This is a genomic window from Vibrio sp. ED004, from assembly GCF_023206395.1.
Taxonomy (GTDB): domain Bacteria; phylum Pseudomonadota; class Gammaproteobacteria; order Enterobacterales; family Vibrionaceae; genus Vibrio.
Genome location: NZ_CP066150.1, coordinates 1,632,970 through 1,650,674, shown reverse-complemented (window position 1 = coordinate 1,650,674; position 17,705 = coordinate 1,632,970). Strand labels below are relative to the sequence as shown.

Annotated in this window: 16 protein-coding genes, 1 pseudogene and 1 riboswitch; of the genes and pseudogenes, 12 read left to right on the top strand and 5 right to left on the bottom strand. The window is 44.5% G+C overall.

All coding sequences use genetic code 11. The features are described from left to right. Positions 1-5: 5 nt before the first annotated feature. Positions 6-236 carry a DUF2909 family protein gene (locus ITG10_RS24740; RefSeq protein WP_017630007.1) on the bottom strand — a complete coding sequence of 77 codons (231 nt, stop codon included), beginning with the start codon at positions 234-236 and terminating at the stop codon, positions 6-8. Between ITG10_RS24740 and ITG10_RS24735 the strand changes: the two genes are divergently transcribed. The 4 genes from ITG10_RS24735 to cyoE all read left to right on the top strand — a co-directional run bounded on the left by ITG10_RS24735 (position 148) and on the right by cyoE (position 3,774). Beyond that, positions 148-1,047, top strand: coding sequence for an SURF1 family protein (locus ITG10_RS24735; protein WP_128644342.1), 900 nt, complete (start codon positions 148-150; stop codon positions 1,045-1,047). The genes ITG10_RS24740 and ITG10_RS24735 overlap by 89 nt on opposite strands. A 59-nt stretch (positions 1,048-1,106) precedes the next feature. Beyond that, positions 1,107-1,715, top strand: a complete 609-nt coding sequence (locus ITG10_RS24730; RefSeq protein ID WP_017630005.1) for a hypothetical protein — start codon at positions 1,107-1,109, stop codon at positions 1,713-1,715. A gap of 75 nt (positions 1,716-1,790) precedes the next feature. Then, positions 1,791-2,846 (top strand): COX15/CtaA family protein, encoded by a 1,056-nt coding sequence (locus ITG10_RS24725; RefSeq protein ID WP_017630004.1) that lies wholly within the window; start codon positions 1,791-1,793, stop codon positions 2,844-2,846. Beyond that, the gene (gene cyoE, locus ITG10_RS24720; RefSeq protein WP_248386988.1) at positions 2,836-3,774 is read left to right on the top strand and encodes a heme o synthase; all 939 of its coding nucleotides are present in this window, start codon (positions 2,836-2,838) and stop codon (positions 3,772-3,774) included. The genes ITG10_RS24725 and cyoE overlap by 11 nt, the downstream gene beginning before the upstream one ends. 110 nt (positions 3,775-3,884) lie before the next feature. Here cyoE and gbpA read toward each other — a convergent pair whose 3' ends face one another. Beyond that, the gene (gene gbpA, locus ITG10_RS24715) at positions 3,885-5,324 is read right to left on the bottom strand and encodes an N-acetylglucosamine-binding protein GbpA (RefSeq protein ID WP_248387166.1); all 1,440 of its coding nucleotides are present in this window, start codon (positions 5,322-5,324) and stop codon (positions 3,885-3,887) included. 99 nt (positions 5,325-5,423) lie between these two features. After that, positions 5,424-5,513, bottom strand: a riboswitch (cyclic di-GMP riboswitch). Positions 5,514-5,840: 327 nt separating this feature from the next. Here gbpA and ITG10_RS24710 point away from each other — a divergent pair. The 6 genes and pseudogenes from ITG10_RS24710 (at position 5,841) to ITG10_RS24680 (ending at position 11,232) form a co-directional block, all read left to right on the top strand. After that, positions 5,841-6,194, top strand: a complete 354-nt coding sequence (locus tag ITG10_RS24710; protein WP_017630160.1) for a hypothetical protein — start codon at positions 5,841-5,843, stop codon at positions 6,192-6,194. A 99-nt stretch (positions 6,195-6,293) separates the two neighbouring features. After that, complete coding sequence (locus ITG10_RS24705; protein ID WP_017630159.1) at positions 6,294-6,965, top strand: DUF3313 domain-containing protein; 672 nt, start codon at positions 6,294-6,296, stop codon at positions 6,963-6,965. Positions 6,966-6,977: 12 nt separating this feature from the next. Beyond that, entirely contained in the window at positions 6,978-7,193 is a 216-nt protein-coding gene (locus ITG10_RS24700; RefSeq protein ID WP_004730103.1) for a DUF3820 family protein, read from the top strand. A 770-nt stretch (positions 7,194-7,963) separates the two neighbouring features. Next, positions 7,964-9,247 (top strand): annotated as a pseudogene (gene ltrA, locus ITG10_RS26525) (group II intron reverse transcriptase/maturase). A gap of 345 nt (positions 9,248-9,592) precedes the next feature. Beyond that, the gene (aroG, locus tag ITG10_RS24685; RefSeq protein WP_017629932.1) at positions 9,593-10,645 is read left to right on the top strand and encodes a 3-deoxy-7-phosphoheptulonate synthase AroG; all 1,053 of its coding nucleotides are present in this window, start codon (positions 9,593-9,595) and stop codon (positions 10,643-10,645) included. Positions 10,646-10,824: 179 nt separating this feature from the next. Then, entirely contained in the window at positions 10,825-11,232 is a 408-nt protein-coding gene (locus ITG10_RS24680) for a hypothetical protein (RefSeq protein WP_017629933.1), read from the top strand. A 71-nt stretch (positions 11,233-11,303) separates the two neighbouring features. Here ITG10_RS24680 and ITG10_RS24675 read toward each other — a convergent pair whose 3' ends face one another. The 3 genes from ITG10_RS24675 to ITG10_RS24665 form a co-directional block, all read right to left on the bottom strand. Continuing rightward, positions 11,304-12,728, bottom strand: a complete 1,425-nt coding sequence (locus tag ITG10_RS24675) for a phosphomannomutase (RefSeq protein ID WP_017629934.1) — start codon at positions 12,726-12,728, stop codon at positions 11,304-11,306. A 15-nt stretch (positions 12,729-12,743) separates the two neighbouring features. Next, on the bottom strand, positions 12,744-14,237 hold the full coding sequence (locus ITG10_RS24670; protein ID WP_017629935.1) for a mannose-1-phosphate guanylyltransferase/mannose-6-phosphate isomerase: 1,494 nt from the start codon (positions 14,235-14,237) through the stop codon (positions 12,744-12,746). 80 nt (positions 14,238-14,317) lie between these two features. Continuing rightward, positions 14,318-15,433 carry a mechanosensitive ion channel family protein gene (locus ITG10_RS24665; protein ID WP_017629936.1) on the bottom strand — a complete coding sequence of 372 codons (1,116 nt, stop codon included), beginning with the start codon at positions 15,431-15,433 and terminating at the stop codon, positions 14,318-14,320. Positions 15,434-15,619: 186 nt separating this feature from the next. Here ITG10_RS24665 and ITG10_RS24660 point away from each other — a divergent pair, with 186 nt between their 5' ends. Together ITG10_RS24660 and ITG10_RS24655 are read left to right on the top strand one after the other, a co-directional pair. Next, positions 15,620-16,276, top strand: coding sequence for a TrkA family potassium uptake protein (locus ITG10_RS24660; RefSeq protein ID WP_017629937.1), 657 nt, complete (start codon positions 15,620-15,622; stop codon positions 16,274-16,276). 26 nt (positions 16,277-16,302) lie between these two features. After that, positions 16,303-17,670, top strand: coding sequence for a TrkH family potassium uptake protein (locus ITG10_RS24655; RefSeq protein ID WP_248386985.1), 1,368 nt, complete (start codon positions 16,303-16,305; stop codon positions 17,668-17,670). Positions 17,671-17,705 lie beyond the last annotated feature (35 nt).

Genomic DNA, 17,705 nt, shown 5'->3' with positions numbered 1-17,705 from the left:
AGGGCTTAATAAGGTCGAGGGTTTGGCGTTATCACTCCTGTTCCTAAAGCCAGTAACAACATTAACACGACAACGGCTGACCACATGACTCGACGTCCTAAGAAGTGACTCAACCTTTTGCCATTGTGTTTGCCAGAAGCGATTTGGATGAGGCCTTTCATTAAGTTGAAGGCGATGAAAAACAGTAGAGCAACCAATACAACTTTGAATAACAAGATAAAGGTGGATGACGCCATAGTGATAACTCCAAACGGTTTGAATCATGATGAACGAAAGTTCCGCAGTAAAGGTTTTTGGGTTGCGGTTGTTTTAACTTTGGTTTCAGTCGGCATTTTAATCAAGTTGGGTTTATGGCAATTAGACAGAGGTAACGAGAAATTACGCTACGAGCACCAGTTATCGCAGAGAGCAACGCAGTCCTCTAGGCCTCTAGATATCGTGATTTCAGAATGGCGAGAAGAAAGCGTTCGAACTCAGCAGTCATTGAATCCTTCAACCTTAAATGGTTTAAAAGCTGACGTTCAATTAGTAAAAACAAGTGGTTTGGTGTTCTTGTTGGACAATCAAATCAACCAAGGAACGGTTGGATATGTGATTTACATGCTCGGTGAGGTTCTAACACAAGATGGAAGAAAACAACTGTTGATCGATCTTGGGTTCGTTGCAGCAAGTAATGATAGAAGAGCTCTTCCAAAAATAGGAAACGTCACGCTACCAACCAACATGTCTGGGCGTTTGTACACACGTTCAGTTAATCCGTTAAGTCAGGAGCTTGGGTTAGAAAAGACAACACCGACAAGAATTCAAAACATCAATATAGAGGCGTTATCACAATACACAGGCCAAGAGGTGTTGCCATTTATCTTTCAACCTCAGAGTTTAAATTCTTGGCCCTATGAGATGTTATGGCGCCCTACGGCGATGAAGTCTGAGAAGCACTTTGGTTACTCATTTCAATGGTTCGTGATGGCTGCGGTACTGCTCTCGCTGATGTTATTGATTGGCTACCGACACTTAAAGAAACATAACCACATTAATAAGAAGTAAATGCTCGGAATGACATAAATACAGATAGCGAACGGCAGCGCTTAATACAGGGAATTAAAATGGATAAGCCTCAAGTACAAATGAACAAGGAAAGTACCGATGCGAACTTGGCTGCGTTTAAACAGAGTCGCTCACGTGGTCGCCTTGTATTAATCGGATTGATTCTGATCTTCGCCTTACCTGCCATTATCGCTAAAACCGTGTTGGAGCAAAATTGGTACACATCTGGTGTGACAAACACGGGGGAGTTGGTTGAGCCAAGAGTGACGTTACAGGATTTTGGATTGACGGCTCCGGTGGAAGGAGAAGGATGGCTGGTGGGTTACATTGCGCCAACAGAATGCGATAGCTTGTGTGAACAACAGCTACATTACTTGAATCAAAGCTATTTAGCGTTAGGGAAAAATAAGGAACGAGTGACAGCGGTGGTTTTTGTCTCTGAAGGGGATGCGCTACCAGGAGCATTTAACAAACCGGATCTGTCGTTTCTATCGGGTGGAGATCAGTTGAGTACCAAGTTCGCGCCAGCTTCCATTGTAATCATCGACCCTCTTGGGCAACTCGTTATGGAATACAAAAGTGTCTCAGAACCGTCGCAGTTAGTCGGGCAGTCTAAAGGCATGATTCATGACCTGAGAAAGCTTCTTAAATTGTCGCGCGTTGGTTAGCTGATAGAGCATTCGTGTTTGAACGTAACGCTTGAATTCTATTAGGGACAGGGAATAAATATAGGGAGATAAACGATGCAGAATAAAGCCCCTGATTTACTCATGCTCGTGATGCGAGTGACTATCTTACTGACGCTTACCGTGATTGTGTTAGGTGCTTATACTCGTTTGTCTGATGCTGGTCTTGGTTGCCCTGATTGGCCTGGGTGTTATGGGAAAATCACCGTTCCTTCTGATGCACAAGCAGTTAATCAAGCCAATCTCCAATTTCCTGAACGCGCTCTTGAAGCAGACAAAGCATGGATAGAGATGATACATCGCTACTTTGCGGGTTCATTAGGGCTTCTTATCTTTGTTGTGGTTGCTTGGTGTATTAAGAAGAACATCACCGCTGCTGGACTGCCGTTATTGATCTCGGCAACTGTGATTTTTCAGGCTTTATTAGGCATGTGGACTGTGACACTCAAGCTGATGCCTGTCGTGGTGATGGCGCACTTGATGGGTGGTTTTACTCTGTTGTCTCTACTGTGTTTACTCTACTGTCGTCTCTCTAATTTCCAAACCCGATTTGGCGAATCCTCTTACGCGCCTCAGATTAAATTCTGGGCCTCGTTGGGTATGGTGATTGTGGTGGGGCAGATATTGCTTGGCGCGTGGACCTCATCAAACTATGCCGCGTTGGTGTGCACCCAGCTACCAATTTGTGAGGGGAACTGGACAAGCTATCTAGATTTTAAGAACGCTTTCGACTTTGCACAGAGCGGCCATGAGAACTATGAGTTCGGTGTATTGGAGTATCCCGCAAGGCTCACAATACATGTCATGCACAGGTTTGGCGCTATTGTGGCAACGTTGACGGTGCTAATGGTCGTGTATCAGTTGTGGAAGTTTGGTCAAACAGCGCATCAAAAGCTGAGCGTGATTGTCGCAATCGTGTTGGTTACTCAAATCAGCCTTGGAATCAGCAATGTGTGGTTTCACCTGCCAATCTCAGTCGCGGTTTTGCATAACCTAATCGCGGCGATGTTACTTATCAGCATGGTTGTGACCAATTTTGTCGTGTGGCAGCGAAAACCAAGTGAAAACTTGTTGAAGAACAGTGTATTACAAGGAGGTAATCATGGTCAGTAGAGTTTCAACACAGCATGAAGTGGTGGTTCAAGCCCCAGTTTCAAGTAATGAAATGGCTGCAAAAAACAAAGCTGCTTGGAAGGTTTATTTAACACTGACCAAGCCTAAAGTGGTTGCTTTGATGTTGCTAACGGCATTAGTCGGAATGTGTTTGGCCGTGCCCAACGGATTACCTTTGCAGCAAGCGTTGTTCGGCATGATAGGGATAGGGTTAATGGCAGGTTCAGCCGCTGCATTTAATCATTTGATCGACAAGAAGATCGACGGGCAAATGTCTCGAACCAACCGACGGCCTTTACCATCGGGTGAGCTTAGCAGCGTACGAGTGTTCAGTTTTGCCGCGGGCATTGGCTTGCTTGGCTTCGTCACCTTAGTAATGTTGGTCAATCCGCTTACAGCATGGTTAACCTTTGCGAGCTTATTGGGCTATGCGGTTATCTATACCATGTACTTGAAGCGAGCGACGCCGCAGAACATTGTTATAGCTGGAATAGCTGGAGCAATGCCTCCGTTATTGGGATGGACGGCTGTCACTAATGAGCTACATTCAAGTGCATGGCTGCTGGTGATGATCATCTTTATCTGGACGCCTCCACACTTTTGGGCACTTGCGATTCATCGTCGTGACGAGTACGCCAAAGTGGATATCCCGATGTTGCCCGTGACTCATGGGATAGCCTACACCAAGACTTCAATTTTGCTTTATACACTGTTGTTAAGCATCGTATGTGTGCTGCCAGTGTTAGTTGGCATGAGCAGTTGGATATACCTGAGTGCGTCTTTGGTGCTAAACGGTGGGTTTGTCTACCACGCGTGGATTCTTAAATATCGTGATGAGCCCAACATGGCGATGAAGACGTTTAAGTTTTCTATCTATCACCTTATGCTCTTGTTCGTAGCTCTGTTGGCGGACCACTATCTACTTTGATAACTGACTTTTCAGATGTTATTGAACAAGAAAACGGATGCGCTAGGCATCCGTTTTTGTTTGATTGATTACTAACTCTCATCTATTAAGAGGAGGTTTCTAGCGATCAATTAGTCCACTTTGTTCCAAGCATCTTGCCAGTGTGAACCTACACCTGGTTCGTACTGAGTTGCTGTTGGAGCCCATTGAACACAGTAACCAGAGTATGGGAACACTTTACACTGATAAACGTTACCATCGCTGCTTAGTACTGTAGTTCCCGCTGTGTAAGACTCAATGCTTTCAGGGAATACGAAATCGTAATCGCCTGCTGGTGGCGGTGTTTGCTCATCCATCAGATGGAAATCAAGCGTGTTCTGATCCACTAAGTTACTTTGGTCATCTTTCGTCACAACCACAAGCATGTGGTGGCCAGCTTCAGATTTAGACAAAGTCAGTTGAACATCTTCCACTTGTCCGTCTGCTAATTCAGATTTTTGAGAGGCAAGCGCTTCACGATGATGGTTGTACACAGTCAATTCAGCTTGAATATCGCCTGTTGCTGCAAGAGTAAGGTCAAGCTGTGTTGGCTGGTTTTCATCAATAATGTATTCAGACTCTAAGCCTGTTACTTCTAGCTCATGGTCTGGTTCTGGAGTATTAATCTTGTAACCGATCTCTACGCTGTTAAAGCCTGAACCTGCTTTTAAGTAAATAGGGTTCGAACCGTATACAGGAGCGAAATCGCCTTGCCCGTTTAATTGACCTGCTTTGATTTGCGTCTGTTCTTGGTTGATCTTAGAGGCAAGTGCGTAAGACCAGTTGTTTACTTTGCCTTGCTCGTTGCTTTCAATCACTAGCTCAGTGCTGTATGAAGCGTTCTCACCAGATTGGTCGAAGACACGAGTGTATACCGCATCACCAACGTTCAGGTCTTGAGTTGGGTTGATCTGACCGCCTTGATCCCAATCCGGAATGATAGGGCCGTCGCCATCAAATTTCACATCGATAACGTTGTAGAAAGCTGCAGCAGTGTCACCTACATCCCATACAGCAAGGATCACTTGATAACCTTCGCGCTCTGGAACATTACACAAGTGGCTTACTTGCATAGGTGGCTGTTCCATATTGCCTTCAACAACACAGAATGGCGTTAAATCAAAAGAGCTGCGTGCCAAAGGCTGGTTTGGATTCCAATCTGGTTGAGTAATGTAGTATTTCCAATCGCGAGTCTTGTGATTCGCAGTGAACGTCCACTCAAAATATTGAGAACCAGACTTGATAGGGCGTTTAACCCAGCGGTCTGCGGTTTGTTCGTCTAGTGCTGCCGCTAAAGAAGATTCTGCACTGGCGATTTTTCCATCGACAGGGCCGACTTCAGGGAAACCTTCAGGGCCTTCCACACTTTGTGGCTCGTATTGGATACCACCACAGTCGGTGTTTTTCTGTTGTGTGTCACTCGCAGGGAACTTACATAGGGCGACACGGCTCTCAGCAACGCCATTATCGTATGCTGAAACATAACCGTGACCGAAGCTTGCACCGCTTACGCTAAGTAGCGACAGCGCGATGAGTGATTTTTTTGGGAGTTATTTCATTATTTGTCCTTACTGTATTTGGCCGACAAAAAAGAGAACACTCCGGCATGCATGTGCACTTAAATCCTATTAAGTGGCGGCCCCGCTATCATAGACAGAATATTTGTCGACAGACCGGTGGCTTTGCGTCCTATTCTTTCAAACAGTTTGCCAGAAGTGCGTTTAAGCAACCGGAATGTAGCCAACCAGTTTTATAAATGCGAATCAATAGATTGAAATGTGGAATGCTAATCTCGAACTTTTAATTATTAATACAAATTAACTTGCTATATGTTTCGTTAGTCAACGTATAAATTATTGATATAAATAAATAAAGAAAGTATTTGCTCTAATCGTTTTTGTGAATGCTTTTGGGTTTTTGTGTTCTGTTCTGTACAACAATTGCACTCATATCAAAACCAAACCTTTGGTTTCCACTAACCGAATCCTGACATGTCGTGTATGAAAAAACGGACAATTGATTGGTATGAATTATATAAAGAAGTTGGTATGGAATTCACAGAACAAGACAGAGATGCGTTGTATCAAACGTGGATGTCACAAAAATCGCGAATGCGAATTACGCAGATGGAGTTTTCAAAAAAACTAGGAATGAACCAGCTTGATTTCTCAAGAGTGTTAAGAGGGGAGACGCCATTGACCATGTCTTTCATCAGTCACTTTTGCCGTTTACTTCATTTAGAACCTAGAAATGTGTTTCCTTCACTGAAAGAAGGTAATGAATCTGGACCTAAAGTGGTTTATTTGAAAAGTAGAATGAGTGTTGATGGTGAGATTCAAAACGCTTATATCGAAGGAAATCAGGTGATTGTAGAGTATGCTCACACTGTGCAGCATGACTAATTTTAGAGCTAGCTCTGAGTTTTAACCCCTTTTTCTACAATCTTTTCACATAGGGTATGGCATACTTAGTTAGATTCTTCTTTTTAATGTAAGTGCGCTATGAAATCTATAAAACTTCTCTTGCTTGTTGCAACCAGCATTTTTTTGTTTGGTTGTGCAGGCGGTCCAATTAAAACCGCAACCAAATTCACCAGTTATGAGGATTTTCAGCCAGGCCCTGACGGTGGAGTTGACTTAGTTTGGGCTAGAATCGGCCTGCGTGACGCACAACGTTTGAAATCTAAGTTAGACGATTATGATTCTGTGGTGATTGACCAAATCTTTGTACTTGCAGAAGAAGGTTCGCTCGATCAGGAAGAGATTCAAGAGCTGACTGATCACATGGTTGCACGCTTGGAAGATAAAATATCGCCTCATAAAATAATTGTCGACGAACCCACGGGTAAGACGTTGCGACTAAGTATCGCCTTGAGCAACGTTGAAACACCAAACCCTATCTTAGCCGTGACGAGTAGCGTTCTGCCATTTGGCCTTGCGATGTCCACTATTTCTAAGGTGGCAACAGGTGAGCACACCAATGTAGGAAGCGCCAGTGTCGAGCTGTTGGTGAGTGATGCTCAAGAGGGGACGCCATTGTTCGCAGCTATCGACCGTGAAGCTGGGAACAAAGACTTTTCGACTATGATTGATTCCCTAGATGATGCCAAAGACGCAATCAACTATTGGGTTGAGCGTTTAGGTGATACTCTACAGAACATCGATGACGCATAGAAAGAGCCTGTAATGCTAGAAAAAGAGAACCTCATCAAACTTGCCAGAATGCAGATGCCTTTTGGCAAATACGCTGGTCGTACATTGATCGATTTACCTGAAGAATATTTGCTGTGGTTCGATAAAAAAGGATTTCCGTCTGGTGAACTGGGTGACCTATTAAAGCTGTGCCTTGCTCTGAAAATCGAAGGGCTTGATAGTGTCGTCAAGCCATTGAAAAGAATGTAATTAAATTAAAGCTCACGCTAATCACGTGAGCCTTTTTGTTTGCCCAGCGAAGCTGGCAAACCCGTTAGGTTGAAAGAAACCTGAATCACCCCGACTGAGGGGAAGATAATCCGAATCGCAAGGGCGTTGCTGGCTAACGGCAGGGTCTGAAGGAAGCGATAGGAAGTTAACAGTACACAACGCAAGTAAACCTGCTTCGGCAGTATAGGTGGGTAAGCGTCCGAAATAGCGCGAAGCCCTATACTCAGTCAGACCTATGCTGTGCTTGAGGTGGCATTGTTAACAGGGGAGCCAGTGCAGTAACTGGGGAAGCCTGACACCACATCCAAAGTCTGGAAGCACAAACTCGAAGCGAAAGCTAAGAGCTGTGTTGGTGCGAGGTGGCAGATGAATCCGTAGTAGTGAGTAAGGCTAAGCCGAGAAGCCCAGTAATGGTGTGGAGGAGAAAACTTAGCTGACCATCAGCATCAAGTCTGATGGAGCACTGAAATGCCAAAAGCACTCAGTGCTGCGAAGGGAGGAAGTACACTTTAAGTCTGTGATGAACAGATGTTTTTTTCAGTGATACCCAAACCGAATCGCTATCGGGGTATTCCTAGTTTGGTTGATTGTGGAAGCAAGATACTGAGCTAAGAAACCGTATAGGGAGTAACTCTGACACACTTCAGTAAATTGCCATTGAGCTAGAAGGCTGAATAGCAGAGAGAAATAACACCCACACTGGACATGAAACACTTGTCCCCACACAGCACACAACCCAAGGAGAGAAAGTGCGAGTTTATTACAGTTTATATGGTCATCTGCTCAACAAAGAGAGGCTGTATAAAGGGTTTAAAAAGGTAAAGAAAGCGAAAGGCGCGGCTGGAATAGATGAGCAGAGCCTGAGCGACTACGCCGAAAATCTGAGTGATAACCTCGATCAACTCCTCTCTGAACTCAAAACCAAGCAATACAAACCTCAGCCAGTCAAACGAGTAGAGATACCCAAAGAAGACGGAGGGGTACGATTGCTTGGGATCCCAACCGTTAGGGACAGAGTTGTCCAACAAGCACTCAATGATATCCTCACCCCCATCTTCGAAGAGCAATTTCACCCATCAAGTTTTGGGTATAGACCGAATCGAAGTTGTCACGATGCAATCAACAAATCCACGATGTTTATCCGCCGATACGGATTACAGCACGTCGTAGATATGGACTTGTCGAAGTGCTTTGACAAACTCGACCATGAGTTGATCCTCAAGAGCATCAGAAGGCGAGTCACAGATAGCAGCGTGTTAGAGCTGATAAAACAGTTTCTGAAAAGTGGCGTGATGATAGACGGTAGTTGGCAGGAGACAGAGCTAGGAAGTCCACAAGGTGGTGTTATCAGTCCTTTGATTGCCAATATCTACCTTGATGCGTTCGATCAGGAAATGCGAAAGCGTGACCATAGGCTCAGTTCGTTATGCGGATGACATACTCATCTTTTGTCGTAGCAAGGCAGGAGCAGAGAATGCCCTTGCACAAGCGACGAAGATCCTAGAAGGAGAGCTTAAACTCACAGTGAATCAGACGAAATCACATATAGCGCACAGCCGTGATGGCGTGAAGTTCTTAGGTGTAGAAATCGGGAGTCAATTTACCCGCATTCAAACTAAGAAACTGAAAGGGTTCAAAAGTAAGTTAAAGCGACTGACAAAGCGAGGGTGCGGTAAGCCACTTGAGCAAGTCATAAAAGCTTTAAACCCAGTGTTAAGAGGGTTCAGTCAATACTTCAGGATCACCAATAGCAGCAGAGAGTTCTCAAGGTTAGCAGGGTGGCTACGAAGAAGACTTCGTAGTATCCAGTTGAAACTTTGGAAGAAGCCTCAACGGTTACACCGAAGGTTAAAACAGTTAGGTATAAGCCGCCGTTCCAACATATCTCAATGACAAGTTGGGTCAGTGCAGCGAGTCCCCTATCAAGCTATGCGATGCCAAATCAATGGTTTAATGACCAAGGGTTGGTAAATCTTGGAACAATAAGGACAGGGCATGTGTTCAGCCAATATGCTGAATGGAAGTGTGCATGAGCCGTATACGAGGTCCGTACGTACGGTTCTGTGAGAGGGATGAGGCGGTAACGCCTCACCCTACTCGATGTTTTCATCTTCAGTGTTGGATTAGGGTCATAGAACAATTCGCACAACATAGAATCTTATCCTACCTTAAATTGCGCAATCGATATCGTGTAAACAATGTTATACGGGGTGTTTTAAATATAAAACACAAAAAAAATTGCGTTTTTTTTAAATTAGTGATTGAAACTAGAGTTTTTACTAGTTAAGTTACAGGGAACAAGAAGATATGTGCTGATGGAAAGTTACGTGAGATAACGTACATTCAGCTCAAGGATAGAAAATAGGAAGAAGTAAGCAATGTTCCAGACTGATGATGTAAGAATTAACAAAGTAAAAGAGTTATTACCACCTGTTGCTGTTTTAGAAAAGTTTCCAGCGACAGAAATTGCTTCTTCTACAACCTTTGAAAGCCGTAAAGCGATTCACAATATTTTAGAAGAAAGCGATGATCGCTTGCTCGTTATTGTTGGCCCATGTTCTATTCATGACACTGAAGCTGCTCTTGAGTACGGTAAGCGTTTGAAAGTGCTACGCGACGAACTAGGCGATAAGCTTGAAATCGTAATGCGCGTTTACTTTGAAAAGCCACGTACAACCGTTGGTTGGAAAGGTCTGATCAATGACCCGTACATGGACGACACATTTAAGCTAAATGATGGTCTTCGTCTAGGACGTAAGCTACTGCTTGATCTAACAGACATGGGCATGCCGACAGCAAGTGAATTCCTAGATATGATCACACCTCAATACGTTGCAGACCTAATCAGCTGGGGTGCAATCGGCGCACGTACTACTGAATCTCAAGTTCACCGTGAACTGGCTTCTGGTCTGTCTTGTCCTGTTGGCTTTAAGAATGGTACAGATGGCAACATTAAGATCGCAACAGACGCAATTCGTTCTGCTAGCGCTTCTCACCACTTCTTGTCTGTAACCAAATACGGCCACTCAGCTATCGTTGAGACAGCGGGTAACCCTGATTGTCATATCATCCTACGCGGTGGTAAAGAGCCAAACTACAGCGCAGAGCACGTTGGTAAGATCAAAGAAGAGCTAGCAGCTTCAGGCCTTCCACAGAAGGTGATGATCGACTTCAGCCACGCAAACAGCTCTAAGCAGTTTAAACGTCAAATGAACGTATCTGATGACGTAAGCGCTCAGATTTCTGGTGGTGATAAAGCTATTTTTGGTGTGATGATCGAATCTCACCTAGTTGAAGGTCGCCAAGATTTAGTTGACGGCAAAGCTGCAACATACGGTCAGTCGATTACTGATGCTTGTATTGGTTGGGAAGATACTGAAACCGTACTTCGTCAATTGGCAGATGCTGTTGAAGCTCGCCGCAACAAGTAGATTGCTCATTACAATCAACCACTGAGTTAATGAAAATTCGAAGCCCTTATTAGTCGTTGCTAGTAAGGGCTTTTTTGTGGACTTGTCATTTTAAGGTTTTTCATACTATAAATTCATTTACTTATCGTATAGTGAATGGTTAAATGGTGTGACGTTCCATAAAATGAAGAGTCGTATCAATGAAAACAGTATTGGCGAGTGTTGTATTAATTGCAGTAAACACGTTTTCTATATCAAATGTACAAGCCGCAACCGACTTTGACGCAGAGCAACTGTGTAAAGCGGGCCTTGCTCTAGCGATTGACAAGCAGCCTCGTGGTATTAAAGCGACGTCAGGAAAAAGCAATCAGCGTATTCTACTTAGTTTGAAAGATGGCAATAACGATTGGGATTACCGCTGCGATGTGAACCGCGGTAACAAAACGATTAAGTTAGAAGCCAGAGAACTCAAGCGCAACGACAAGTTCTTGGGTCAAGCGATTCGTTATGATGTTGCTGATGCCAAGCGTTCAGTAAAAGTAACCATGAAAAAGCGAAAAGGCTCTGGCGTGACGAGCGAAAGCTATACTGCTAGACAGCTCAAATAGTACCGTTTGCTTACATGAGAAAGCCGCAATTATTTGCGGCTTTTGTTTATTTAGACAATGACAAGATAAGCCTATTTGATTAGCTGAAGTAACTCTTCCACTTTTTGTGACAGCAAAGTTCTATCTTGTCTGGTTTCTACGTTAAGGCGTATTAATGGTTCGGTATTGGACTTTCTCAAGTTAAAACGCCATTCGCCCATGTTGATACTGATTCCATCGGTATGATCGATGTCTACAGCACTTTCTCGGTAGCGTGACAATACTCGACCCATAACTTGCTCAGGGTTTACTACCTCGCGATTGCTCTCGCCTGAAGAAGGGAATTTGTTCGTGCTTGAGCTGATGAGTTGGTGGAGAGACTGTTGAGTCTTACTAATCAACTCAACCACCAATAACCAAGGAATCATTCCTGAGTCGCAATACCCAAAATCACGGAAGTAGTGGTGCGCACTCATTTCTCCACCGTACACCGCATTCAGTTCTCGCATCTTTTCTTTAATCAGAGCATGCCCAGCTTTGACGCCAACAGCGTTTCCACCAAGCTTGTTAGCAACTTCAATCGTATTCCATGTCATACGCATATCGTGCAACACAGTGGCGTTAGACTCTTTAAGTAAGAATGCTTCGGTGAGCAAACCAACGATATAGTAACCCTCAATGTAATTGCCTTGTTCATCAAAGAAAAAGCAACGGTCGAAATCTCCATCCCATGCGATACCAAGGTCGGCGGAATGAGCTAGCACAGCATCTCGCGTCGCAATCTGGTTTTCTTTGATTAAGGGGTTTGGAATACCGTTTGGGAATTTTCCGTCTGGAGAGTGATGAACCTTGATGAAGGTGATAGGGACATTGAGTTCGTTGAAGCGCTTCTCTAAATCATCGATAACATGCCCTGCAACGCCGTTTCCTGCGTTAACCACAATCTTCATCGGTGATAGCTTTGAAGGGGTTATATACGAGAGTAGGTGCTCGACGTACGGAGCAAGAATACTGGCCGTTCTACAAGAATAAGAGGGTTGTACGCGACTGATAGGTAAGCCACTGTTCAACTCTTGATCCAGAACCTCTATGCGTTGTTTGATTTGATCTAAGCCGTTGCCTTTGCTGATAGGGCTAGCGTCAATACCTACTAATTTCATTCCGTTGTAATTGATTGGGTTGTGGCTAGCTGTAATTTGGACTCCCCCAATGGCACGAAGGTGGCGAGTTGCAAAGTAAATCTCTTCAGTACCGGTCATGCCGAGATCTATTACGCTTATTCCAGATTCGTTTAAGCCTTTGGTGATAGCTTTTTGCAGTGAAAGGGACGTTTCGCGGTTATCACGACCTATCACTACTTGAGCCAAGCTATCGAGTGAGGTTTCAGCTGAAGCAAAAAGTACATGTTCGCCAAATGCCTTTCCAAGCAGAAAGGCGAGGTGTTCATTGATTTGTTCACCAATGATGCCGCGGATATCGTTATTCTTAAAGCTGCTTAGGTCTAATGTTGATTTCATCGATTTGTCGCTGCTCTAGTTCGATTTGTTGATTTGAGGTGAGTCAGATTGTTTGTATTTTACGTCTCGCCCATAGCTATCTTGATATCGGATGATGTCGTCTTCGCTCAAATGGCTGCCGGTTTGTACTTCAATCATTTCCAATGGGGAATCACCTGGGTTTTCTAGGCTATGTACGTGTCCTAGCGGAATATAAGTGGATTGATCCTCTTCAACTAGATAGGTTTTCTCATCATTGGTCACCTTCGCAACACCTGCTACAACAACCCAGTGTTCTGCTCTATGGTGATGCATCTGTAGTGATAGCTTGTGACCGGGTTTTACGGTGATACGTTTAACCTTGTCGCGTTTGCCTAGGTCGATCACATCGTATTTACCCCAAGGTCTAAACACCTCACGGTGATGAACATGTTCTGTGCGACCGGCTTGGTTTAGCTGACTAACAATCGATTTTACGCCTTGAACTTTGTCTTTATTCGCAACCAATATCGCGTCTTTGGTTTCAACAATAATCAGGTTTTCGACACCCACAGTCGCAACCAGTTTATTTTCAGCATGGATATAGTTGTGCTGAGAATCGACAGTCAACACATCGCCTTCAATCACGTTGTTGTACTCATCCTTATCATTGACATCCCAGATTGCAGACCACGAGCCAATGTCGTTCCAACCGACATCCATAGGAATTACTGCAGCGTGTGAAGTTTTTTCCATCACGGCATAGTCGATAGAGTCGCTAGGGCTGCTTTTGAATGCTTCTGCGTTAATACGTATAAAGTCGAGGTCGTTGTTTTGCGTCGCGAGAGCGAGTTTACAGGCGGCTAAGATCTCTGGACGATGTTCAGCAAGTTCTTCAAGGTAGCGTGATGCTCTAAACATGAACATACCGCTGTTCCAGAGGTACTGTCCCGAATCAATGTACTGCTCTGCAGTTGCTCGATCGGGTTTTTCAACGAAACACTCAATCGCGTAAGCACTTTGGGAGAGAGGCTCTCCTTGCTTGATATAACCATAACCCGTTTCTGGTGCGTTCGGAGTAATACCAAATGTGACGAGTTTGCCTTGTTTCGCGTATTGGACACCTCTCGCTACCGTTTGCTGAAAGTCGGTCGTTCGTGCGATGTGATGATCAGCGGCCATTACCAATAATATTGGATCTGACTCGCTCTGTTGGTTGTTGTTCGAGTGACTTAAGGCCTGTAAGGCTGCCAGTGCGATGGCAGGCGCTGTGTTTCGACCGACAGGCTCTAACAGAATACCACTGTGTTCGATGTTAGCCGATCGAGCTTGTTCCGCAGCAATAAAGCGGTGTTCTTCGTTACAGATAATGAAGGGAGCGGCACACTCGGTATCACTTAAGTGCGCTTCAAGGCCTTGCAAACGCAAAAGGGTTTGCTGAAGCATCGATTGCTCACCTGCGATGTTGAGAAACTGCTTAGGGTAAAGCTCGCGAGACAGTGGCCAGAGGCGGCTACCAGAGCCGCCAGCTAGAATGACAGGTAAAATCATATCGTGGTAATTGAGTGCCTTAAAATACTGGCGCCATGTTACCACGCTTCACCGTTATTATTGATCGATAAGAAATTTACTTATCGATGCCCCTCCGGATTGGAAGTGACCATATCTTGAGCTTCGCTAAAACCTTGCGGGTCGATTTTTAGTGTTTGTGTTGGGAACGCGATATCCGCATTGTGCTTGTGAATAATGGCTAGCACCTGCAGTAATACATCTTGCTTAACTTCATGGTATCTCACCCAGTTGACGGTTTTGGTGAAGGTGTAGATAAAGAAGTTAAGCGTTGATGGACCAAACTTATCAAAGTTAACGATGAGCGTTTGCTTAGCATCGATATCTGGGTGCGTTTCGAGCATGGCTTTTACGTCATCCACAATGAGAGCCAGCTTGCTCGCGTCTTGGTAACGAAGCCCGAACGTTTCATTGATTCGGCGGTTCAACATTCGCGATGGGTTCTCCACCACAATGTTACTGAATACCGAGTTTGGTACGTACAAAGGGCGTTTATCGAAGGTGCGAATGATGGTCATGCGCCAACCGATACGTTCGACAGTACCTTCGATTTGACGATCGGGAGAGCGAATCCAATCTCCGACTTTAAAAGGACGATCGAAGTAAATCATCATCCCGCCAAAGAAATTCGAGAGTAGGTCTTTTGCTGCCAAACCGACAATCAAACCACCCACACCACCAAAGGTCAGCAAGCCTGATAGGCTGAGCCCGAATGCCTGCATGATCGTCAGACCACCCATGACCATAAAGAACAGGCGAGCGACTTTCGCTATGGCCTGTACTGTCGTTTCATCTCTGTTTTTCTGCTCTAAGACGTACGCTTCAGTATTGGTGATCATTCGTAAGGTAAACCAAACGAAGGTACATATGATCAAAATGTGTTTAAGCGTTTTTAACCAGTTGATTTCATTGCCAAACTGGTCTTGCAGGATCAATCCTATAGAGACAGTCGCTGGCCAACACCAAAGTAACGTACTGACTGGGGCTTTTAGTGCTTCTAGTAGCAGATCATCCCAGTGGAAAGGGGTTTTCTGAACCAGAATTTCTAAGCGATTGTGGATAATTCGCCAAGCTACCCAAGCAAGAAAACTCGCAATAGTGATGAATAGGACACTGTTCGCCCAATCACTATGGCTCTGGTTAATGTAGGTTTGTACTTGGGTTAAGAATTCATTCATTGTGTGTGCTGCCGCAGAAATTATGAATTGGAAATTAGCAGAAACTGGAGTTGTTCTCTACCTTTATAAATCAATCGATTATGACACTAGTATAACCTTATTATTGAAAAACTAACTTTTTTTGAGATAGAAACTAATGTAGGTTTGGCTATCCCGTGTAATTAAAATTTCTCAACAGGATTTCAAATGAGCGACAAACAATATGCAGTTATCGGTTTAGGGCGTTTTGGGTTATCTGTATGCAAAGAGCTGCAAAGTTCAGGGGCGCAGGTACTAGCCGTCGATATTGATGAAGAGCGAGTGAAAGAAGCCGCGGCTTTTGTTTCACAAGCGATTGTTGCTAACTGTACGAGCGAAGAGACGGTAAAAGAGTTAAGGCTAGATGATTATGACATGGTAATGGTGTCGATTGGCTCCGATGTTAACTCGAGCATTTTAACCACTTTGGTGGTGAAAGAGTCAGGCGCAAAAGCCGTATGGGTGAAGGCGAACGATAAGTTCCACGGTAAGATCCTCTCTAAAATTGGTGCTGACCATATCATCATGCCAGAGCGCGATATGGGTATTCGTGTTGCGCGCAAGATGTTGGATCGACGCGTTCTTGAGTTTATCGACCTAGGCAGTGGTTTAGCGATGACCGAAATTGTTATCGGTGCCAAGTTGTTGGGTAAACAACTTCGCGAACTTAAGCTATGCAAAGAGACTGGCGTTGAAGTTCTTGGCTTCAAGCGTGGTCCAAACCTAACCAAAGCACCTGAGTTGGATGTGAGTTTAGAAATCGGTGATGTCGTGATCATTGCAGGGCCGAAAGAGACCTTGTCTAGAAAACTGCGTAATTGGTAACCGGCGATGGGTCATAAGGTATTAGTATGAATTCGTTAAAACGAAAAGGTACTTTCTACACGCTAAAGAGAGATGAAAAGCCACGTAAAGGCTCTGAACCTAAGATTATTCTGACTAGTTTCTTAGGTGTTCTTATCCCTTCGGCCATCTTGCTGACGATGCCTGTTTTCTCTGTTACAGGACTTAGCTTTACGGATGCGTTGTTTACCGCGACTTCCGCGATCAGTGTGACAGGTTTGGGTGTTGTTGATACGGGCGAACACTTTACTCTGTCTGGTAAAATCTTACTGATGTTCTTGATGCAAGTGGGCGGGTTAGGGCAGATGACCTTGTCAGCGGTATTGCTCTACATGTTTGGTGTTCGATTAAGCCTGAAGCAACAAGCATTAGCGAAAGAAGCATTGGGACAAGATCGTAAGATCAACCTTCGAAAACTGGTCAAGAAGATCATCATCTTTGCGTTAGTTGCTGAATTCATTGGCTTTGTATTGCTCTGTTTCCGGTGGGTTCCTGAAATGGGATGGGCAACAGGAAGTTTTTACGCACTTTTTCATGCGATATCAGCATTCAATAACGCAGGCTTTGCTCTGTTTTCAGACAGTATGATGAGCTTTGTTGACGACCCATTAGTGATTTTTACGCTTGCGGCTCTGTTCATTTTTGGTGGTTTAGGCTTCACGGTAGTGGGTGACCTATCCAGTAATTGGCGTAAAGGTTTCAGACATCTACATTTACATACCAAGATAATGCTGACTGCAACACCGACTCTACTGTTAGTTGGTACGGTTTTGTTTTGGTTGTTGGAGAGAAACAACTCCGCGACCATGGAAGGTCTATCGGTTCAAGGACAATGGCTTGCGGCATTTTTCCAATCGGCTAGTGCTCGTACTGCAGGCTTTAACAGTGTCGATTTGTCTCAATACACACAACCTGCTTTACTGGTGATGATAGTACTGATGTTGATTGGTGCTGGCTCTACCTCAACAGGTGGCGGTATTAAGGTATCAACCTTTGCGGTTGCCTTTGTCGCGACTTGGACATTTCTACGTCAGAAGAAGCATGTAGTGATGTTTAAGCGCACTGTCACTTGGCAAGCGGTAACAAAGTCATTGGCCATTATTGTGGTTAGTGGGGCGCTATTAACCACTGCAATGTTTTTGTTGATGCTTACTGAAAAAGCCGCGTTTGATCGAGTCATGTTTGAGGTGATCTCTGCTTTTGCAACGGTAGGGTTAACTGCTGGATTAACTGCGAACCTAACCGAGCCTGGTAAGTACATCATGATTGTTGTGATGGTCATCGGGCGTATTGGTCCTTTGACTCTTGCGTATATGTTAGCTCGTCCAGAACCTTCTTTACTCAAGTATCCAGAAGATACTGTGTTAACGGGTTAATAATGCTAACAGACTAAGGTTAACCCTTCTTGTTA